The 20,654-nt window shown below is 43.0% G+C and carries 18 protein-coding genes; 3 read left to right on the forward strand and 15 right to left on the reverse strand.

Translation table 11 applies throughout. The annotated features are described in order from the left end of the window. Nucleotides 1–50 precede the first annotated feature (50 nt). The 3 genes from G5S32_RS21085 to G5S32_RS21095 all read right to left on the reverse strand — a co-directional run bounded on the left by G5S32_RS21085 (nucleotide 51) and on the right by G5S32_RS21095 (nucleotide 3,535). The gene (locus tag G5S32_RS21085) at nucleotides 51–854 is read right to left on the reverse strand and encodes an ABC transporter ATP-binding protein (RefSeq protein ID WP_246201146.1); all 804 of its coding nucleotides are present in this window, start codon (nucleotides 852–854) and stop codon (nucleotides 51–53) included. A gap of 1 nt (nucleotide 855) precedes the next feature. After that, nucleotides 856–1,908, reverse strand: a complete 1,053-nt coding sequence (locus tag G5S32_RS21090) for a FecCD family ABC transporter permease (protein WP_165314090.1) — start codon at nucleotides 1,906–1,908, stop codon at nucleotides 856–858. A gap of 295 nt (nucleotides 1,909–2,203) precedes the next feature. Continuing rightward, the gene (locus G5S32_RS21095) at nucleotides 2,204–3,535 is read right to left on the reverse strand and encodes an enolase C-terminal domain-like protein (RefSeq protein WP_165314091.1); all 1,332 of its coding nucleotides are present in this window, start codon (nucleotides 3,533–3,535) and stop codon (nucleotides 2,204–2,206) included. Between the two features lie 474 nt (nucleotides 3,536–4,009). Here G5S32_RS21095 and G5S32_RS21100 point away from each other — a divergent pair, with 474 nt between their 5' ends. Next, nucleotides 4,010–5,011, forward strand: a complete 1,002-nt coding sequence (locus G5S32_RS21100; protein ID WP_207621645.1) for a LacI family DNA-binding transcriptional regulator — start codon at nucleotides 4,010–4,012, stop codon at nucleotides 5,009–5,011. A gap of 20 nt (nucleotides 5,012–5,031) precedes the next feature. Here the strand turns inward: G5S32_RS21100 and G5S32_RS21105 are convergent, their stop codons facing one another. From G5S32_RS21105 to G5S32_RS21145, 9 genes are all read right to left on the reverse strand, one after another. Then, a complete protein-coding gene (locus G5S32_RS21105; RefSeq protein WP_165314092.1) occupies nucleotides 5,032–5,976 on the reverse strand; it encodes a sugar-binding transcriptional regulator in 945 nt (314 codons plus the stop codon). Between the two features lie 172 nt (nucleotides 5,977–6,148). Then, nucleotides 6,149–7,567: an L-fucose/L-arabinose isomerase family protein gene (locus tag G5S32_RS21110; RefSeq protein ID WP_165314093.1), complete on the reverse strand. Its 1,419-nt coding sequence runs from the start codon at nucleotides 7,565–7,567 to the stop codon at nucleotides 6,149–6,151. Further along, nucleotides 7,567–9,063, reverse strand: coding sequence for an FGGY family carbohydrate kinase (locus G5S32_RS21115; RefSeq protein ID WP_165314094.1), 1,497 nt, complete (start codon nucleotides 9,061–9,063; stop codon nucleotides 7,567–7,569). Before G5S32_RS21115 ends, G5S32_RS21110 begins: the two co-directional genes overlap by 1 nt. A 1-nt stretch (nucleotide 9,064) precedes the next feature. Then, nucleotides 9,065–10,009, reverse strand: a complete 945-nt coding sequence (locus G5S32_RS21120) for a transketolase family protein (protein WP_165314095.1) — start codon at nucleotides 10,007–10,009, stop codon at nucleotides 9,065–9,067. After that, nucleotides 10,002–10,832, reverse strand: a complete 831-nt coding sequence (locus tag G5S32_RS21125) for a transketolase (RefSeq protein WP_165314096.1) — start codon at nucleotides 10,830–10,832, stop codon at nucleotides 10,002–10,004. The genes G5S32_RS21120 and G5S32_RS21125 overlap by 8 nt, the downstream gene beginning before the upstream one ends. A gap of 110 nt (nucleotides 10,833–10,942) precedes the next feature. After that, nucleotides 10,943–12,019, reverse strand: a complete 1,077-nt coding sequence (locus G5S32_RS21130; RefSeq protein ID WP_165314097.1) for an ABC transporter permease — start codon at nucleotides 12,017–12,019, stop codon at nucleotides 10,943–10,945. A 2-nt stretch (nucleotides 12,020–12,021) separates the two neighbouring features. Then, nucleotides 12,022–13,539, reverse strand: a complete 1,518-nt coding sequence (locus G5S32_RS21135) for a sugar ABC transporter ATP-binding protein (protein WP_165314098.1) — start codon at nucleotides 13,537–13,539, stop codon at nucleotides 12,022–12,024. A 5-nt stretch (nucleotides 13,540–13,544) separates the two neighbouring features. Continuing rightward, nucleotides 13,545–14,129 carry a DUF2291 family protein gene (locus tag G5S32_RS21140; RefSeq protein WP_165314099.1) on the reverse strand — a complete coding sequence of 195 codons (585 nt, stop codon included), beginning with the start codon at nucleotides 14,127–14,129 and terminating at the stop codon, nucleotides 13,545–13,547. Nucleotides 14,130–14,207: 78 nt separating this feature from the next. After that, the gene (locus tag G5S32_RS21145) at nucleotides 14,208–15,143 is read right to left on the reverse strand and encodes a D-ribose ABC transporter substrate-binding protein (protein ID WP_165314100.1); all 936 of its coding nucleotides are present in this window, start codon (nucleotides 15,141–15,143) and stop codon (nucleotides 14,208–14,210) included. Nucleotides 15,144–15,508: 365 nt separating this feature from the next. Between G5S32_RS21145 and ribB the strand changes: the two genes are divergently transcribed. Next, nucleotides 15,509–16,612, forward strand: coding sequence for a 3,4-dihydroxy-2-butanone-4-phosphate synthase (gene ribB / locus G5S32_RS21150; protein WP_165314101.1), 1,104 nt, complete (start codon nucleotides 15,509–15,511; stop codon nucleotides 16,610–16,612). Nucleotides 16,613–16,671: 59 nt separating this feature from the next. On the opposite strand, the gene G5S32_RS21155 is transcribed toward ribB, so the two are convergent. Both G5S32_RS21155 and G5S32_RS21160 read right to left on the reverse strand, forming a co-directional pair. Then, complete coding sequence (locus G5S32_RS21155; protein WP_165314102.1) at nucleotides 16,672–17,589, reverse strand: EamA family transporter; 918 nt, start codon at nucleotides 17,587–17,589, stop codon at nucleotides 16,672–16,674. A gap of 157 nt (nucleotides 17,590–17,746) precedes the next feature. Further along, nucleotides 17,747–18,790: a lactonase family protein gene (locus tag G5S32_RS21160; protein WP_165314103.1), complete on the reverse strand. Its 1,044-nt coding sequence runs from the start codon at nucleotides 18,788–18,790 to the stop codon at nucleotides 17,747–17,749. Between the two features lie 217 nt (nucleotides 18,791–19,007). Here G5S32_RS21160 and G5S32_RS21165 point away from each other — a divergent pair, with 217 nt between their 5' ends. After that, nucleotides 19,008–19,919, forward strand: coding sequence for a ZIP family metal transporter (locus G5S32_RS21165; RefSeq protein ID WP_165314104.1), 912 nt, complete (start codon nucleotides 19,008–19,010; stop codon nucleotides 19,917–19,919). Between the two features lie 98 nt (nucleotides 19,920–20,017). Here the strand turns inward: G5S32_RS21165 and G5S32_RS21170 are convergent, their stop codons facing one another. Then, the gene (locus G5S32_RS21170) at nucleotides 20,018–20,608 is read right to left on the reverse strand and encodes a TorD/DmsD family molecular chaperone (RefSeq protein ID WP_165314105.1); all 591 of its coding nucleotides are present in this window, start codon (nucleotides 20,606–20,608) and stop codon (nucleotides 20,018–20,020) included. Nucleotides 20,609–20,654: the final 46 nt, after the last annotated feature.

Here is a 20,654-nt window from a genome sequence, read left to right on the forward strand (position 1 = left end):
GGTAAAGACCATATCTTTACCCTTTTCTGCCGACCATTAGCCCAACAAGTTTATACCATTATTTCCGCCGCACTCGGACGACGAGTACGAACAAATGGAGTACCGTTTTCATCTGTAAGAACGTCAGCTTCCACATGATAAAGCTCATGGATCAGTTCGCTAGTTAACAGCTCTTGTGGGCTACCAAAAGCTATTAGCTCTCCTTGCTTTAATATCAGAAGGTTATCGGCGTATTGCGCTGCCAAGTTTAGGTCATGCAGCACCATTAATGTGGTGTAGTTTTGCTGTTTAGTTTGTTTGACCAGATGATTTAACAATACATGTTGGTAATGTAAATCCAGTGCACTTACTGGTTCATCAAGCATGAGTATTTCAGGCTGTCTCATCAGCGCTTGTGCAAAAAGTATCATTTGACACTGACCACCACTCAATGTTCTCACATCTCTATTAGCAAGGTGTTCTAAACCAATGCTCTGCAAAATGCCTAACGCCTCTTCCAACATTTTGGTTTCAATGCGCATGCTAAGAGCATCAAGTCTGCCCAGCAGAACGACTTCGATAACCGTCATGTTCACATCAAGGTGAATATCTTGCGGCATATAGCCAAACTTTGTACGCCAAGCACCAAGAGACTTTTTAGAAAGAACGTCTTTGCCGTACTGAATCTCGCCACTTTCGGTTTTGATATCACCAAATAAGGTTTTCAGTAGTGTACTTTTACCAGTTCCGTTCGGGCCAAGAATAACGTTAACCTGCCCTTGTTTAAGCTTAAAACTGATATCTTTTGCTAAAACTATCTCACCTAACCGTACGTTAAGCTTCTTTACTTCCAACATAGGGATTACTTCGCGCACCTTATCTTCTCCTTGCGATGATGAGCCAGAAGAAGAAAGGCACACCGATAATGGCTGTCACAATACCAATTGGGAACAGAGCGCCCGGCACAATCACTTTTGATAACACGGATGCAGTAGAAAGCAAAAATGCACCGATAAGGAAAGAAAGCGGAAGGAAGAAACGCTGATCTTCACCCACCAAGATCTTGGCGATATTAGGTGAAACAATACCGATAAAACCGATGATGCCAACAAAACTGGTGACCGTTGCAGTCATCACAGCAACAATCAACAAGGTTTTTAGACGCAGCTTCACGATGTTTACGCCAAGGCTTTTTGCTCGCTCTTCACCAAGTTTTAAAGCGGTCAGTTTCCATGAATCTTGCAGTAACAAGAACAAGCTCGCCATCACTACTGCTGCGGTAATCGCTAAGTTTGTCCACGTCGCTTTTGAAAGACTACCGAATAGCCAGAACAGAATCTGTTGGCTCAATTCAGGTGACGAAATGAACTGCACAAGAGATAACAAAGATTGGAATAGGAACAGCAGCGCGATACCAGCTAGGATCAATTGCCCTGAACCGATATGACGAACTGATGCCAGCGCAAAAAGAAAACACGCCGACAGCATACAAAAGACAAACGCGCCAATAGGTACGGCTATGTTGCTATCGATACCCAGAGAACCAGTGTAAAGCATTAATGCCGCACCAAAACCCGCTGCTGCAGCCATACCTAATGTATAAGGGCTTGCCATGGAATTATTCAGCAAGGTCTGCATTTCTGCCCCGCCCATTCCCAACGAGCCACCAACAAAAATCGCCATCAGAGCAATCGGCAAACGTAAGTTACTGACGATGACTTGCGTTGAATCATCCACTTGGAAAGGTAAACCTGCCCACTGAAGCAAAGCGTAAATCACTGAGCTCGCATCAATCATTGAAGGGCCAGTCATAATATCGAGAACAAAAGAAGCGGCGAGTAATACGCCAAAACTGGTTAATATCATTCCTCGACGCTTTTCGCTTTTTCGCTGCGCCTCAACGGCCTGCTGTAATACATCCGATAGCATCTTAACTCACCAAATTTATAGATATTGCTTATTCTCCAAACCTTGTTTTCTATAGCTTCCAGCCTTAGATACACCAAAAGGTTCGGTTAAATTTTTAGGGTCAGATGTTAACATTATGCAAATGATAATTGCTAGTATTTATAGTTTTATTTGCAAGCAAAAAAAACGACCCTAGAGACTATTTTCATAGGTCTTTAGAGTCGTTACAGAGCTATACAGAAATTAACGTTAGAACATCACTTCAAGTGTTAGTCTCGTGTATATAACTGTTCTTTTTCCGATTTGGAATTAGAGCTTAGTCACGCACTAAACAAGGACGTTTAGGGTCGAATTTCCAACCTTTAATCAGATATTGCATGCCGATAGAGTCATCACGAGCACCTAGGCAGTTGTCCATGTAAAGCTTGTGTGCTTCTTCCACTTTTTCCATATCCAGTTCAACACCTAGACCTGGTTTATTTGGAACTTGCACTTTACCGTCAACGATTTGGAAAGGCTCTTTGGTTAGACGTTGATTGCCTTCTTGCCAAATCCAGTGAGTATCAATTGCTGTAATATTGCCAGGAGCCGCTGCCGCTACGTGAGTAAACATCGCAAGCGAGATATCAAAGTGGTTGTTAGAGTGCGAACCCCAAGTGTAACCAAACTCATGACACATTTGAGCAACGCGCACTGAACCTTCCATTGTCCAGAAATGAGGGTCAGCCAGCGGGATATCGACTGATTGCAGGCTCAGAGAGTGGCCCATTTGGCGCCAATCTGTCGCAACCATGTTCGTTGCTGTTGGTAGACCAGTGCGACGTTTGAATTCCGCTAACACTTCGCGACCAGACATACCATTTTCTTCGCCACATGGGTCTTCAGCGTAGGCTAACGTGTCTTTAAGCTCTAGACCAATGCGAATCGCTTCATCTAGAGACCATGCACCGTTCGGATCAAGAGTTACGCGAGCTTCAGGGAATGCTGCTTTGATTGCTTTTACAGCCAATGCTTCTTCATCCGCAGAAAGAACGCCGCCTTTCAGTTTGAAATCGTGGAAACCGTATTTCGCATGAGAAGCTTTTGCTAGATTAGCAACCGTTTCAGGCGTCATCGCTTTTTGATGACGAACACGATACCACTCACACTCGTCTTCATCTTGGTTTTGGTATGGCAGATCTGTTACGTCTTTATCGCCGATAAAGAATAGGTAACCTAGCATTTCAACGAAATCACGTTGCTGACCATCACCCAATAGAGACGCCACGTTAACACCAAGGTGTTTACCAAGAAGATCTAGTAGTGCAGCTTCGATAGCCGTAACCACGTGAATCGTGGTACGTAGGTCGAACGTTTGTTTACCACGGCCACCAGAGTCACGGTCATTAAACGCTTTTGAAACTGCAGTCTTAATGTTTTTGTATTCAGCGATACCTTTGCCAACAATCAGTGGAATTGCATCTTCCAAAGTTTGACGAATTTTCTCGCCTCCCGGTACTTCACCCACACCTTGGTTGCCCGACTCATCAGTAATAATAATGATGTTACGAGTGAAGAAAGGTGCGTGCGCACCGCTTAGGTTTAGCAACATACTGTCGCGACCAGCAACAGGAATAACTTTAACTTCGGTAACTTTTGGAGATGTCATGTCTTATACCTTTATGGTTAGGGCTCATGAATGAGCAATGACTCAGGTCGCCGTAGCAACCTACCATGAATTCTTAGCTTACAAGTGAATGTCTTTCATCTTGTTTCGCTCTTCTTGTTTAGGTTTAGCACTTCTTGTTTAAAAAGTGATTGAGTAAAAACTCACCTATTGGTTATCACATTAAAATGTTAGCGCAAACATTTATAACTTTTTATCGAATACAACACTATGACAACGACTAAAATTTGCTTTAATGATCACAATTAATGTCTTTTAAATTTGGGCAAACATCTCTGACATCTAAATTTGCAGCTTCAATCTCATACATTTTATATATCGCTAACATTTTTAATGGTAATTATAGGATATTAAGGTTGCTATTCATGTAACTGTGTTAGAATCTCCGCCAACTTGCTGAGAAAGATAGATAAAAACTAGTTTCTTCTATCACTACTGGCTAACAGGAAATAATTTTTGAAAACGAACAAAAGCAAATCACCCACATTAGAAGATGTAGCTCGCGTTGCAGGTCTATCTGCGATGACAGTTAGTCGAGCCTTAAACAATCCATCGGTTGTTAAAGAAGCAACACTTAACAAGGTGAAATCTGCAGTCGAAAGTACTGGCTATATTCCAAACAAAGCAGCAGGAGCTTTGGCTTCTAGTAAAAGTGGTTTAATCGGCGTCGTCGTACCGCAAATTAACAACAGCATGTTCGTGGAAACCGTAGAGGCACTTCGGGGATGTTTAGCACAGCGTGGCTATCACGTTTTGCTTAGTGTTTCAGATTACAGCGCTGCAAGCGAAGTCGACATAGTTTCGTCACTGATGTCTCATCGCCCTGACGGCATTGTTTTGACAGGTGTTCACCACGATAATCGGTTGAAGAAGATCATACTTAATTCCTCAGTTCCAGTAGTAGAGATTTGGGATTCAACACCAACACCTATCGACATGCTGGTTGGTTTATCACATGACAAGATTGGTGAAGCAATTGGCCACGAGATCGTAAAGAAAAAGCCCAAGCATGTTGGTCTTATTTGGGCAGAAGATTCACGTGCTCAGAAACGCCTGCAGGAAATAATCAAAGTTTTTAAGCAAAACGAGATTAACCATACGGTCACTCAAGTTCCTAGTCCTGCCAAAATGCAATCTGGACGTACAGGAATGCAGGCATTGTTAGCAACAGAGCAACCGTTCGATGTTATCGCCTGTTCTTCAGACACCCTTGCACAAGGATGTATCGCTGAAGCTCACAAGCAGAACATGAAGGTGCCAGACGATTTTTCTGTAATTGGGTTTGGTGACTTAGATGTTGCTGAATACAACGTCCCATCTATCACTACAGTAAATATTGACCGCATTGGCATGGGGCAGCAAGCAGCTAACATGCTTGCCGACAGAATTGAAGGTAAATACCCTGAAAACCCAATTGTGAATTTGGAATTTACTTTTAAACGCAGAGAGTCGTTTTAACGACGCTCTGCGTTTAAAAGCTAAAGTAGTTTTTTCGCCGTATGAACATCGATAATAAGAATATCAATGTAACCACCAGTAAGTGCCCCTTTGATTGCAGCTAGTTTGTCCATACCACCAGCAAGAGCCACCACTCTCGGACAACGTTTAACAGAATTGAGATCCATACCAATCACAGGGTCTTCATCTGGCCCAAGTACAGGCTTGCCATTTTCATCGAAATAGTGAAGACAGATATCCCCTACTGCACCACGTGCAGCAAGATCTTCCACCATATCGTCTTTGTAGTAGTTACCCGACGATTTCAGCAGGTGAGATGGCTCTAGCATACCAATGCCCACAAGAGCAAAATCCACTTCATCAAACATATTCACAACAGAGCTTACTTCGTCTGTTTTTAACAACATTTGCTTATAATCAACGGTCCGTTCAATGCTTTGAGAAGGTAAAAGATAAGCCTTACAGTTCAACATTTCTGCAAGTGAGTGTGTCAACATCGACGCTTGAGCATTGCCGTTTACGCCCACACCACCTAAGAGTTGTACAACACCTTTCGCTTTGATGCTGAGCGGATGTGACTGCTCAACCATCTCTCTGATCGTACCGCTCCAAGCTGATACGCCAACCAATGAATTGGCAGGTAAAGATGTTTGCATATAGTGCGCAGCGGCAGATCCAATAGCTCGTTTAATGTCATCGTCACTTGCATCCTCAGTGACATCAACAATGATGGCTTGCACTAGTGAATATTTTTTCTGAAGTTCAGATTCCACATTTAAGTACACATTGGATGGTTGCACTACAGTGATCTTAACGATACCTTCTTTAGTACAACGGGATAGCGCCCTTGAAACAAATGACTGTGAAAGATCAAGCTCTTTAGCGATATCAGACTGCTTTTTACTTTCGTTGTAATAAAGAGTCGCAATTTTCACCAACAAGCGCTGTTCATCTCTCTTTAACATCCTATATCCTCTGCAATAAAGTACTTACGTGGCTAGATCTGACATTATATTCATTTTCGAATAAAAATTCATACTACGCTTTGTTTATACAAGAAAAAAGACCAACTTGCGATACAAGTTGGCCAAGTTTCACTAACCCCCAGCGGGTCAATTTGCTCTCAACAAACGCAATTTAGCTATGCTTGTAACATTCCACACCAAGATATTTAGTAAACGCTTCATAAAGAACATTGCTAGTTGATGAATGGTTCATTGCAACATGGTGCTCAAATCCGTTGTTACAGATGTATGCAAGTAATCCTTCAAGCTCTTTAACTTGAACAACAGCTCTACAACCAACCGTGTCAAGCTCGTCATCGACAAACTTACCTTCACCAACATACGACTTCACTTGTCCAGTAAAGTCATCCGTTGATAAACGGAAATATGTAAGAGGTCCTGGTTTCATTCGACCATTGATCGCACCACATGTGTTACCACATCCAACAGTAGTACCTATGATATCTGCAGTACTCATAAATGGATTGTCCAGTTCTGACGTTGCAAAGTTACCACAATGGAATAGAACACATTTGTCTCGATCATCACCAAAGTTGTTATTCCAATCCGCAATAGACGCTGGTTTCTGTGAGGCAATAGTCAATGCATACATAGACAGTGCCCCCATAACATCCACTTCACAAGCACTTGGGATAAGCTGACCAGACATCACACTCATGATTGAACATACGTTTACACCCAATGTTTTTTGTAGTGATGTCCAACATTGAATGGCGGTGGTATGAATATCGTTATCAGCAATCCACTGACTAATAACCACAAACAGTTTTGCCATGGTGATCAGTTTGTCTTCTGCAATGCCTTGAGTATCCGCATTCGCTTTCAACAATGACAATTTTTCTTCAATACGCAGATCACCATCAGTAATGCTTTCGACGCTAGCAAAAATCTCCGATAAGTCGATGGTTTCAACAGTAATACCTAGACGCTCAAGCATCTTTTCGCTATAGCGCACAGTATTGAAGCTAGCTGGACGAGCGCCAATCGCACCAACACGACAGCCTTTCATCCTTCCGACAACACGACATACGTTTTCAAAATTGGCTAAATCTTGCTTAAACACTTCGCTCTTTAACTCGCAGACATGCTGCGTAGTAAGAGAATAAGGAATGCCATATTGACGCAAGTTATTACACAATGAAATTTTTCCGCAGAAGCTGTCACGACGTGTTGCTAACCCCATTTTATCCAATGCGTCAGATTCTGCCTGAATGAGGACAGGGACATTCACACCCGATAATCGGATAGAATCTGCAATGGCTTTTTCATCACCAAAGTTAGGTAAACAAACCAATACGCCTTGAATTTCTTCTTTGTGTGCTTTAAGAAGTTCTGCGGCTATTTTAGCATGTTGATAGGTTTCAACACCGCCATATGGTGTTTGTGTATCCGAGAGCATGATCGCTTTGATCCCCATCTCTTCACAAACCGCTTGAATATCTTTACGAGCATCATCCAGTAAGTAACTAGGAAAGAAGTTACGGTTACCAAATAAAACAGCCAGGGTAGTTTGTTCCAGTGTATTTTTCATTATATGACCTCTTCGTCATTGGATTGAAAACGAGCACGGTTTACCGCCTGTTTCCATAATTTATAATTATCAAGAATCACGTTCGCATTTATATTAGGTTCGATTACTTCACTTTCAGGAAGCAACTGAGATAACGTTTGTTCATTCGGCCACCAGCCAAGAGCTTTACCAGCTAAAAACGCTGCGCCCAAAGCAGAGACTTCAACCACATCACGTTTCACTATTGTTTTTTGTAAAAGATCTGCTTGAAACTGCATCAGCTGACGATTGTTTGTAGGGCCACCATCAACTGATAATTCGTTGAGTGAGATTTGCGCAGAGGCTTCCATAGAAAAAAGCAAGTCTGCAACTTGGTACGCTACCGATTCAAAGGCAGCGCGAGCGATATGCGCAGGCGTTGCTGCGTCAGTTAAACCAGTAATTAAGCCTCTTGCCTTAGCATCCCAATAAGGAGCACCAAGCCCAGCTAACGCAGGCACAAAAAACACGCCACCGCTATCTTCTACTGACCAAGCCAGTTGGCTGAGTTTATTGATATCTGATATTCCCAAAATCTTAGAAATAAACTTAATCGCAGAACCCGTATGAGTGATGTTACCTTCCATAGCTAGGCTCGGCTTACCGTCATCCCAAGCTACCGTAGTGGAAACACCAAAATCATACTTTGGAAGTTCATTGATTCTGACCATCAGCGAGCTTCCCGTACCGTACGTTGCCTTTACAACTCCAGGATTGAAGCCGCCTTGCCCATAAAGCGCCGCGTGAGAATCGCCAACTTGCGCCAAGACGGGAACACCATCCTTGATAATTGACAGACCAGCTGTCACACCTCTTTCACCTGTAGAAGCTATGACTTGGGGTAAACATTGCTCAGGTATCTGATAGAGATCAAGCAGCAAGGGATCCCAACTAAACGTGCTAATGTTAAACAACTGGTAGCGTGAAGCATTTGATGCATCGGTAACAAATTGCTTGCCATCAGTAAGCTTCCAAACCAGCCAGCTATCCACAGTACCGACACACAGCTCGCCATTTATTGCTCTTTGTGTACCATTTTCCAAATAATCCAATAGCCAGCGAATTTTAGAGGCAGGAAACAGAGGGTCGATAACAGAGCCTGTTAACTTCTTGACTATGTCTGCTTCCGGCTTTTTAGCGATATCAGCACAAATATCTTCCGAGCGACGACACTGCCAGCTCACAAGTGGCGTTAATGCCTGACCTGTTTTTTTATCCCAAACTAACACTGACTCACGCTGATTGCTGATTGCTATGCCTGCCAACAACTCTGAATCGAGTTGTTTCAAACAAGCTTCAATCGCAGATAGGGTCGCATTCCAAATCGCTTCAGGATCCTGTTCAGCCCAACCAGGGTATGGATGAAACAACTCTACAGGAACACTACCTTTACTCAGAACGTCACCTGATCTACTGACAGCAATAGCCTTTGCGTTGGTTGTCCCCTCGTCAATAGAGAGAATGAATGGCTGAGACATGCTAGTTCTCCTTTACCATCTCAAGTGCAGTTTTACAAATTCCCTTCGCATCAAAACCGTGGTGTGCTCTTAATGATTTGCGGTCAGCAGCAAGTGCATAAGCACCATCAGCAATGCCCAAACGTTTTAAGCGGTTACCTATGCCAAACTCTGCAATAACTTCAGAAACTAGAGCACCCACACCACCATTAACATTATGTTCTTCAACAGTGATCACCGATTTAAATCCGGCAAGGTTTGCCGCAATCTGATTCACGTCACAAGGCCGGATTGAGGCAATGCACACCACTTGCGATGAAATGCCTTGGTCTCTAAGCATGGCTGCCGCATCCACGACTTCATGCATTGCTGACCCCATACCAATAAGCAGAATATCTTTGCCTTCAGACAAGACATCGACTTTGCCTGGCTCGAAACTGTAGTCGTCACTAAATAGCTCTGGCAGTTCTTTACCATCCATACGAATGTATACTGGCCCCTCCTTTTCAATGGCGTAATCGATAATTTGACGACACTGCGTTGGGGAAGCCGGAGCGTAAATTTCAATATTGCCAAAACCGCGCATAACAGAGATATCATCAATACTATGATGCGTACTCGCTAAAGGACCATAACTAGCACCGGAATTTAGGCCGAACAACTTAACATTTGTGTTGTTGTAGCATACATCCACTTTCACTTGCTCATTTGCACGAGAAATTAGAAATGGCGCAGCGTTACAGGTAACGGCTACTTTGCCACCTAAAGCCAAACCAGCGGCGGTTCCAACCAAGGCTTGCTCAGCAATACCTACGTTCACTAAACGATCAGGAAATGCCTTTATAAACGGCGCGATTTTCGCGGTAGAAGTTGAGTCAGCGACGACAGGGACAAGGTCTACTCCTCTTTCTACCGCAGAGATGAAACGCTCGACCATAATATTTGCAAAATGCTCTGCATTACCCATGATTCAACTCCTCCAATGCCAATGTCACTTCATCACCTTTAGGAACTCGGTGATGCCACTCTGGACGTCCTTCTATGAACGAAATGCCCGCTCCTTTAATGGTATTTGCGATCACAACGTGAGGTTTGCCCTCTGCGTGCAAACTTTCTAGAGTCGAAACAACTGATTCAACATTGTTACCTTCACACTCAGTCACTTGCATTCCAAATGCGCGCCATTTTTCATCTAGAGGATCCGTTTTCATAATGTCTTTAGTAAAGCCAGCAAGCTGCAACTTGTTCTTATCATTAATGATGATCAAGTTGTCTAAGCCATAGTGTGCTGCTACTAACGCAGCCTCCCAGTTACTGCCTTCAGCAAGTTCGCCATCACCGGTAAGGACGTATATTTTGCGTTTGCTGCCGGATTTCTTGGCCGCTAGTGCTAAACCAACAGCAACAGGTAAGCCATGCCCTAACGCACCGGTATTCAGTTCAACCCCAGGGGTTTTATGTTTCACAGGGTGGCCTGGTAGCTTGGAATCAGCATGTTGGTAACTCGATAACCAGTCCGTTGGAAAATATCCCGCTTCAGCAAGACAGCAGTAGTAACCACCGGCTGCGTGACCTTTTGACTGAATGTAAACATCTCGCTCTGGGTCATCTAAACGATCTGGTGAACAATTTAAGATTCTAAAATATAACGATGTGACGATTTCAACTTGCGATAAGTCCGCGCCAGTATGACCACCAGCTGGGCTTTCAGAGTTCAACACCACAATTCGTTTGCGAATATCGGTGGCTTTCTTAGCAAGTTCATCAGTTGATAAACGATAAGGATTCATAACAACCTCCAATATATTCAATATTGAATATATATTCATAAGGGGCAAAAAAATAGCGTCAGTACATCAAAGTGTGAAGATGGCTAATATTTGCTCCTTCTACACTAAACCTAGTCAACAGACTTTTGAGACGTAATTGCAGCCTTGTACTGCATCTTGCTTTGCATCTGATCGATAATGACAGCAATAATGATCACGATGCCTTTAATCACCATTTGCCAGAACTCACTAACCCCCATCATAACCAAGCCATCAGCCAAAATACCGATTACGAATGCACCGATAATTGTACCAGTCACCGTACCACGACCACCGGCGAGGGATGTACCACCAAGAACAACAGCAGCAATCGCATTCATTTCAAATGCAGTACCTGTTGCTGGATGACTAGCAACGAGTTGAGACGTTACAACAATTCCCGCTAATGCCGCACACAAGCCAGAGATGGTGTATACCCAAATTTTTACGTTGTTTACTTTTACGCCCGAGAGCTCGGCTGCTCGTTCATTATCACCAATCGCATAGACATGACGACCAAACGGCAACTTCTTGGCAACGTAAGCAATGATGGCTGCTACTATAAACATCAACCAAATCGCATAAGGGATACCAAATAAATAACCTGCGCCAATGTGGTCAAATCCGGTATTCCCCAGCTGTGGATTGCCTTGTAGGCCAGGAAAGGTTTCTCCTCCTGATAACAACATCGCTGCACCACGAATCACATACATGGTACCCAAAGTACAGATAAACGGAGCTACATTGTAACGCGTTATGATGAGACCATTGATTGCACCTATCAAACCACCGATCACCAAAACTACAGGCACTATTACCCAGACACTTGGGAATATAGCGATACCAAACATAGGTAACACAATACCTTTTGCAATCATGTAGCCAGCGACCATGCCACAGAAGCCCAAAGTGGCACCTATAGACAAATCGATACCTGCAGTGATGATGACAAAGGTAATCCCTAAGGCGAGGAATGCGTTGATAGATATATGTTTAACCATAATGATTAAACTGCTTGGCGCCAAAAACCCATCCACAGTGAATGAGAAGAAGCCTAAAATAATGAATAACGCGATAAAAGTTCTCAACTTCAACAAGATCAAACCAATATTCGCGGAGTTAAATTGATTTTGTGGCATTGTCATGCCCTCAACAGCTTTGGCTTTCATAATTAAAATCCCTGCGCACTCGCTAGTACTAAATCTTCTTCGGTGGTTTCTCTACGAAGCACGTTCGCGGTAAGTTTGCCGTTAGACATCACCAATATCCTGTCAGACACGGCCATAATCTCTTTAAGGTCAGAGGTCGAAAACAACACTCCAATCCCCTGTTGAGATAACTTCACCATCATTTCGAATACATCGGCCTTAGCACCCACATCAATGCCTCGAGTTGGCTCATCAAGTAAAAGAACTTTAGGCTCAGTAAGTAACGAACGCCCAATAACCACTTTCTGCTGGTTTCCGCCGCTCAACGCCTGAATTTCCACTTTTGGAGAGGAGACTTTTATAGATAGGCTATCAATCGCTTCGTCAACTGCTTTTGCCTCTTCTTGCTCAGAAATCGCCATGCCTTTTAAACGTTTCCAAAGACTAGAAATCGTTAAATTGCTTGCAACAGAGCTCACTGGAAAAATGCCAGACTGTTTTCGATCTTCAGGTACAAGACCAATACCCATTTTGACACGATCAGGAGTCGTGGTTTTAGGGCCAATGATTTTGCCATTCAAAGAAAAACGACCAGAATATCTCGCCTTGCCCACCAAACACTCAAACAACTCTGTACGCCCTGCGCCCATCAAACCGTAAATGCCAACGATTTCACCTTCACGCACATAGAAAGACACATCGTTCACCACGCTCGCTTCAGATTCATTAACATAAGTAATGCCTTCAGCTTCGAGTACTTTTACACCATACTCGCGGCTTTCTGGTAAGAAGTCAGCAACAGGGTCACTGCCCAACATTTGACGGACTATCCAAGGTACACTGATATCTTTTACCGCTGCTTCAGATTGGAATTTTCCATCTCGCAAAATCGTAATATAGGTACCAATTTCCATCAGCTCTTCTAAGCGATGAGAGATGTAGATAATGGAAACTCCCTGAGCAGTTAAGTCTCGAATCACATCAAACAAGATGTCGACCTCTTTCTTACTCAGCGCTGACGTTGGCTCATCAAGAATTAAGATATCGACTTTGCCTGATAACGCTTTCGCTATCTCCACCAGTTGTTTCTGACCTACTTTCAAGTTAGAGACTAATTCATTTGGATTTATATCCTGTTTAAGCCTCTTCATTAATTCAGTAGCAATTTTGCACTGAGTGGCGTTGTCGATAGGCGAAATGCCTTTCTGTTTCTCTCTACCTAGGAAGATATTTTCTGCAATCGTTAGGTTATCAGAGAGATTAAGTTCCTGATGCACCATACCAATTCCATGTTCAGCCGCACCACGAGTACTATCAAAAGAAACAGGTTTACCTTCGATGTACATCTGCCCTTCGGTCTGTTGCTGAACCCCTGCAAGTATCTTCATCAACGTGGATTTACCAGCACCATTTTCACCAATGATGACGTTTACTGCGCCGCGATAAACATTATAAGACACGTTATCCAGTGCTTTGGTGCCCGGGAAAACCATGGATATGTTTTCCGCTCTCATGATGATGTCTTTAGTATTCGATTCCATAGCCGTTACCTCTTTACGATTTCAAGAGGAATGACTTCAGTAACATCTGTTTCGTTGTAGGTTACTGCGGCCAACACATCGACTTTGCTCCCCTTCCATGAACTGTCTGGACGAGTGAAGTTTTCCATTGCTTTTTTATTTAGCTCTTTAGATAACCGTGCAAACTGAACCTGATTTTTGAAGTCGTCGAAGTTAATGAAACTCGCGGCATCACGGATAGAATTACCACGAATAATTGGACCAATTTGAAGTAGAAGTTCCTTACTGCCCGTATCTACCGTCATAGTCGCCGCTTTTTTACTGTCGTCAACAGCACCAACAACACCACTAATTCTAACAAAGGCACTGTTACGTCCATTGTCATTTCGCTGATCTATAGACTTGGAAAGCGCATTGGCTTCTTGAAGAATGTCACCCCAGAACTTTTCAGCAAGCGCTTCTGCGGTTAGGTTTTTAAGAGACGCGGCCTCTTCTGCTGTCATAGGGATGATTGGCTTACCATTTTGATCGAGCTTCACTACGTCACACCCAATAAGAGCAAAGCAGATCAAAGGTATTAACGACCATTTTGTATAATTCATTACACTCATGTTTCTCTATCCTTTAAACACCATTGGATATAGCTGAATGACGGTGAGCCGGAGCGAATCTCAGCTCACCTTAGAGGCTTATTTCATTGCAAAAGTGTCGAGTTTCTTAGCGTTAGAATCGTCAATCAAAATACAATCCATCAATTGCTTTTCATCCATACCTGTTGAACCAGTCTTGATGTATTTATCAGCTTGAACCATTGCCATTTGAGCTTGGTCCCAAGCTGGTTGTAGCACTGTCGCTTTAATGTTTGCGTTGGCGATAATTGAGTCACGAACATAGTCACTGCCATCAAAACCAACCACAATAACGTCCGTACGGCCAGCGGCTTTAAGAGCAGCTTCCGCACCTAGAGCCATAGTGTCATTACCTGAAATAACACCTTTAATATCTGGATTGGCTTGAAGAATCGATTCCATACGCGTAAACGCTTCTGGCTGACTCCAGTTCGCTGTTTGCTGAGCCACCATTTTCATGTCTGTATAGTCATCAATGACATCGTGATAACCTTGAGAACGAACATGAGCATTGGTGTCAGATTCACGACCGAGTAGCTCAACGTACTTACCTTCACCACCCATCAATTCAACAAATTTCTCAGCGCCAAGCTGTGCGCCTTGATAGTTGTTGGAAACGATCTGAGAAATGGCTACGCCAGTTTTATTGATTTCTCGATCAATTAGGAAAGCCGGAACACCTGCTTTCTTCGCTTTTTCTAACGCACCGATGGTTACGTCAGAACCTGCGTTGTCGAGAATAATAGCTTTTGCTTTACGAGCAATTGCCGTTGAAATTAGCTGATCCTGCTTGTTTGCATCATCGTCATGAGACGCAACCAATGTTGTATAACCTAACTCTTCTGCTTTCGCTTGCGCACCCATTGCTTCCGCTTTAAAGAAAGGGTTGTCATGGGAAGGGGTAATAATCGCTATTAATCCATTGTTTGCCATAGCAAAGCCTGAGAAAGCTGTCGCCATAGCTAATGCGCTGATAGTTAGTATTTTATTTTTCATTATAATCACCTTATGAATATATATTCACTTCACGTTATTTATTCATAATCAGCTTAGTGACTACCCAAAAATCTGTCTAGATTATGTTGTACAAAACCTGAGCATTGTCACAATCATCGAACAATATTTATCCGTTTTATTTGATGACCAGTAGAAGTTCACAGATAGCATCTAACTTGAAAATTGCTTCAAGACTAGGCTGTACGGAGAATAAATAAATACATATCATCGTGATAAATATACGTTTATATTAAATAATCAAGTACGCTATGGCAGAGAAATTCAAAATGATATTTCCGTAATTAAGTGCTAGAATGCTGGCTGGAATATATATGCGCAATTAAATTTAAATTCAGGACAACGCCATGGCTCTAAGTAAAATAGAAGACATCATTGAAGATATCCGTCTGGGTAAAATGGTTATCCTAATGGATGATGAGGACAGAGAAAATGAAGGTGATATTTTAATTGCTGCAGAAAAAATCACACCTGAGATCATCAACTTCATGGTCACCCAAGGAAGAGGACTTCTTTGCCTAACGATTACAGAAGAGCGCGCAAAGCAATTGAACTTGCCTGTAATGGTACGGAAAAATACTGAGCAGTTTGGTACTAACTTTACTGTATCAATAGAAGCAGCGACTGGCATTACGACTGGTATATCAGCCCAAGACCGAGCACACACTATCAAGTTAGCAACCAATGAAGATGCAAAAGCGTCTGATCTTGTTTCTCCGGGGCATGTCTTCCCGATTATAGCTAAACCAGGAGGCGTACTGATTCGTGCAGGTCATACTGAAGCTGGCTGTGATTTAGCAAAATTGGCGGGGTTTGAACCTTCATGTGCAATTATCGAAATTCTAAACCCCGATGGCACAATGGCTCGCAGACCACAACTTGAAGAATTCGCTGCAGAACACGACATTAAACTAGGTACTATTGCCGATTTAATTAAATACCGCCTTCAAACCGAGAGCGTAATTGAGAGTGTGCTTGAGCAAGAACTAACAACGAGACAAGGTGCTTTCACTCTAACAACTTATAAAGACACCATTAATAATCAGCTACACTACGCACTAGCCAGTAAAAACTTAGACATCAATGATGAACAATGCTCTCCGCTTGTGCGGGTTCATGCATTGAATTACCCGCTTGATCTATTTAATGTTGATTCTAATAAGTGGAACATCCAAGATGCGATGGAACAAATCCAATCTAGCCCTACAGGCGGCGTGTTAGTTGTTATAGGTAAGCCGTTATCAAATGATTCGATCATTGCGCATTTGACTAACGATTTGTCTAAATGTCCAACCCACAATGCCAGCAGCGAAATCGGTATCGGCTCGCAAATTCTGCAACATTTGGGCATTCATAAGATGCGTTTATTAACTTCTACGGAAGTTAAGTACGGAGCACTTTCTGGATTTGATTTAACCATCGAAGACAGTGTTCAGAAAGAACCTAAGTAGTTTCCCAAAGATCTTCCTATAAAAACGCTCCTAATATGGAGCGTTTTTTGTTCATCAGATTATTTATCGATAATGGTCGTCGCTATTTGACGCCGATGACCAAACCAATTCTTACCAAATACATTGATGACCAGACCTACAGCAATAACTACAACACCGATGATTTGATACAGACTTAGGCTTTCCCCGAGAAGTATCCAAGCACTTAGCAAACCAAATACAGGTACTAGCAGAGAAAGTGGTGCAACCATCGAGGTTTCATAACGGCTGAGTAAGTAACTCCAACCGCCATATCCTAAAATGGTGGCAAGCAGTGACAAATAAGCGATAGAAAAGACGTTATGCCATTTGATATTGACCAATGATTCAGCAATAAGAGCTGGTCCTTCAATCACATACGATGAGATGAAGAACGAAACCATCGGCACTAATGCACTCCAAACGATAAGGGACATCGTAGGTACTGGGTACGTTTGCATGATGACTTTATTGACGATGTTACCTAACGCCCAAAACGCAGCGGCACCGAGAATCAATACTAATGTAAATAGAGTGAGAGACGTTGAATCGTGTCCTTGCGCGGCAGCAAGCAGATAGATACCCGCTCCAGCAACAGTAACAGCAATCACGTTGTGAACTCGGATTTTCTCTTTTAGAAGCAAAACACCAAAAGCTAGAGTAATAAATGCTTGTGCTTGTAATAGCAATGAAGCCAAGCCTGCGGCCATACCCACTTTCAACGCCCAAAAGAGCAACGAAAACTGTAAAAAGTTGATGGTTAAACCGTAAGCCGCCAACCATTTGATAGGCACTTGTGGATGCTTAATAAAGAAAATGGCAGGGAAAACCACAAAAGCAAAGCGTAAACCAGCTAAAAGCATAGGTGGCATGCCTTGCAAACCGACTTTTATAACAACGAAATTAACGCCCCATACCAATACGATAGCCAGAGCCAAAAACCTGTCTCGAAACGACATCCATAATCCTTACAACACAACCTAATGCGTTCCTGATACATCTTATCGATATGCCTTTAGGCCGAATTCAGTACATTTAGGTAAAGAAGTTTAACTGAAGTGAAATAGCAGATTGCCTCAAAATGTGATCTATGACAAGCCACAATCTGTCGGACATTTATGCCATCATACAAACCCAAGCTGCACCTTCACCACATGGAGCGCTCGATACTTTAGTTAATGATCCAGAGCTAGCGTCAAGAGAGTAGGCAGACACTTCGTTAGCAAGCTCTCCAGTTACCAGCATATGTTGGTCATCATCAGTGATCATAAAACTGCGCGGCTGGCGCTCTACTTCTTGATAGCGAAGGTATTGAGGAACAGGACTTTCATCTGCAATTTCAAAGCATGCAATAACACTTAACGTGCGTTCCGAGACATATAGGAAACGACCATTGTGCGTAACATGGATATCCGCAGCCCATACCCGAGCAACATCATTTGCCACTCTTTGTGCAGGTGGTAGTCCTTGTTTTAAACCCAATGTGTTTAATGGCAAAACTGACGTTTCAGCGACATAGATTAACGAGCCATTGTCAGCATTAAATTCAAAGGTCGTGATGGTCGCGCTCATTTCAGTCAGTACATAGAGAACCGAACCACAAGATGAGAAAGTGAAATGGCGAGGGCCAGAATTTTGTGGAAAGTCATAACTGAAGACTGGCATCCCAACAGAAGCATCGTTATTTGGTCGAGGATAAACATGTAATTTATCCTGACCAAACGCTGTCGCTACCATCCATTTGTTCTCTGGACTAAAGCGGAACATATGACACGGTCCGTTGTGTTGAATCGCTGTCGTTTGGTCAGTAAGCTGACCTAAATCATCAAGCGCTGTAATAGACACTCGATGTTGATTAAACGATGCCGCGAGCAGCCACTGGTCACTATTATCAGTGCTCAACGTTACGATACTCTCGTTTACCAAGGATTCTCGTACGATAGAGAGATCACCTGTCAACAGATCTATCCCAAACTGAACAATTCGAAACGGCTCACTACGGACAGCAGCATAGAGGTAATTGTGACAAGGGCTTATCGTCATGGGCATCACCATAAACCCCACCTCAGTTTCGCCCAGTAAACTAAGCACGCCTTGTTGGAATCTATAACGAGAAATTGTCCCTGATAATGCGTTAGACAAATAAACAAACTGTGTCATTATTAGCCTTAATTAAGCGTTAAATAATAATAAGATAAGTTCGAACGACTCGACTAAATTCAGTAGGTCCGCGCGAGCTAACACTATATCTCAGTTGAAACAGCGGGATAAAGTCGAAATTTGCTGATCTCTTGATCGGCAACATTGTACCAAAGCACTTGTGAGCACAATATAACCGTATGATTTTCTGTATAAACTAATCATTAGGATTAACTCTATGAACCACACTCAAGAACAGTCATGGGTTGAAGTGTTAAGAGGACACTCAAACCAGCACCCCGTTATGGCGGGTGGATTGATTGTGTCTTTGCTCTTAATTGCCTTCTTCCTTTTGCACGCATTAACTGGCGAAAGACAGCTCAACGGACAATACGCGCTCGTTGGTGGTGGTATTGCATTTCTGGCGACGGCTGTGGGCACTCTACCCGCTCTGTTTATTCGTGATATTCCACAAAAACTATCAGACTGCATGCTTGGCTTTGCTGCGGGTATGATGCTTGCGGCTTCTGCTTTTTCGCTTTTATTACCAGGTATCGAAGCTGGTACAGAATTTTTTGACAGCGGATTTCTTGGCGGCATCATCGTTATTCTCGGCATGATCATTGGCGTGGCATTAATGCTAGGTCTTGATGCTTTCACTCCTCACGAGCATCTAGAGACAGGTCCTTGTGGACCTGGACACGACAGATGCAGTCGAGCTTGGCTATTTGTATTTGCTATTGCACTACATAACTTCCCAGAAGGCATGGCTATCGGTGTAGGTTACGCGCAAGGAGACCTGTCTGTAGGTGTCCCACTAACTTCAGCCATCGCACTACAAGATATTCCTGAAGGTTTGGCGGTTGCACTGACACTAAGAGCGGCTGGCTTTAATGCCAAACTGTCCGTGCTAGTTGCAGCTCTAACAGGTATTTTGGAGCCGATTGGCGCTCTACTTGGCGTAAGTTTGGCGGGTGGTTTGATCATCGCTTATCCAATCGGACTGGGTTTGGCGGGCGGTGCCATGCTGTTTGTTGTTTCTCATGAAGTCATCCCTGATACTCACAGAAACGGGCATCAAACACTTGCTACCATCGGTTTAATGATTGGTTTTGCCTTGATGATGGTATTGGATACCACTCTAGGCTAAGCACCCCACTGCTCAATCACTACCGCCCAAGGCGGTAGTGTGGAGATTACAATGAAAAAGGAACCGCATCTCCGGTTCCTTTTTTATGTTCACAATCTTTAAAGATAAAGTGTTTTTTCCGCCACTTTATATTCAAATTCACTTTGCAACGAATCAAACAAATCTTGAGTAATTTCAGCCAATATCGCGTAATACTGACTGGCTTCGTTGTTCGCTAGTAGTTCAAGATAACGTTTTCCCCAAGGCATTAAATGCTCGGTAATCAACTCCATACCAGCTTCAGCGTCCCCTTTCTCCAATAATTGGCTCAAGGCTAACATCATCAAACCAAATTGGTCTTCAGGCTCTTTCATTGCGCTATTTATTTCTAACCCATTATCACGAAGGAAAGTTCGGTATTGCGCCGTTGACTCGCCAAAGACAATATTATCTTTGTCTAGATAAACTGAACCCCAAGGCGGGCACGGCATTTCCCCTTGTCCTTCGAACAGCACCGAAAACTGGTATTCGAGTTCATCCAAGTCCAATTCTGGTAATCGTGAGATTTGCTTGGCTATCTTTTCTTCGTTCGGCCAACTGAGTAGCTCAGGTAGTAGTTTGAGATTGTCACGAATAGGCTGATTTTCAGCGCGAGGACGAGAATAGAAGTTCTGACCTAACAGTTGAAATACAACAATAAGAGGATTCATTACATTTGCCTTTTGATTCGAATCAATCATAATCGGGGTCAAACGA

Source organism: Vibrio ziniensis (assembly GCF_011064285.1).
GTDB classification, from domain to species: domain Bacteria; phylum Pseudomonadota; class Gammaproteobacteria; order Enterobacterales; family Vibrionaceae; genus Vibrio; species Vibrio ziniensis.

Coding starts and splice junctions, on each gene's coding strand:
- G5S32_RS21165 (WP_165314104.1), top strand. CDS start 19,008: ATGAACCACACTCAAGAACAGTCATGGGTTGAAGTGTTAAGAGGACAC.
- G5S32_RS21145 (WP_165314100.1), bottom strand. CDS start 15,143: ATGAAAAATAAAATACTAACTATCAGCGCATTAGCTATGGCGACAGCT.
- G5S32_RS21170 (WP_165314105.1), bottom strand. CDS start 20,608: ATGAATCCTCTTATTGTTGTATTTCAACTGTTAGGTCAGAACTTCTAT.
- G5S32_RS21155 (WP_165314102.1), bottom strand. CDS start 17,589: ATGTCGTTTCGAGACAGGTTTTTGGCTCTGGCTATCGTATTGGTATGG.
- G5S32_RS21090 (WP_165314090.1), bottom strand. CDS start 1,908: ATGCTATCGGATGTATTACAGCAGGCCGTTGAGGCGCAGCGAAAAAGC.
- G5S32_RS21130 (WP_165314097.1), bottom strand. CDS start 12,019: ATGAAAGCCAAAGCTGTTGAGGGCATGACAATGCCACAAAATCAATTT.
- G5S32_RS21095 (WP_165314091.1), bottom strand. CDS start 3,535: ATGACATCTCCAAAAGTTACCGAAGTTAAAGTTATTCCTGTTGCTGGT.
- G5S32_RS21125 (WP_165314096.1), bottom strand. CDS start 10,832: ATGAATCCTTATCGTTTATCAACTGATGAACTTGCTAAGAAAGCCACC.
- G5S32_RS21140 (WP_165314099.1), bottom strand. CDS start 14,129: ATGAGTGTAATGAATTATACAAAATGGTCGTTAATACCTTTGATCTGC.
- ribB (WP_165314101.1), top strand. CDS start 15,509: ATGGCTCTAAGTAAAATAGAAGACATCATTGAAGATATCCGTCTGGGT.
- G5S32_RS21120 (WP_165314095.1), bottom strand. CDS start 10,009: ATGGGTAATGCAGAGCATTTTGCAAATATTATGGTCGAGCGTTTCATC.
- G5S32_RS21115 (WP_165314094.1), bottom strand. CDS start 9,063: ATGTCTCAGCCATTCATTCTCTCTATTGACGAGGGGACAACCAACGCA.
- G5S32_RS21135 (WP_165314098.1), bottom strand. CDS start 13,539: ATGGAATCGAATACTAAAGACATCATCATGAGAGCGGAAAACATATCC.
- G5S32_RS21105 (WP_165314092.1), bottom strand. CDS start 5,976: ATGTTAAAGAGAGATGAACAGCGCTTGTTGGTGAAAATTGCGACTCTT.
- G5S32_RS21110 (WP_165314093.1), bottom strand. CDS start 7,567: ATGAAAAATACACTGGAACAAACTACCCTGGCTGTTTTATTTGGTAAC.
- G5S32_RS21160 (WP_165314103.1), bottom strand. CDS start 18,790: ATGACACAGTTTGTTTATTTGTCTAACGCATTATCAGGGACAATTTCT.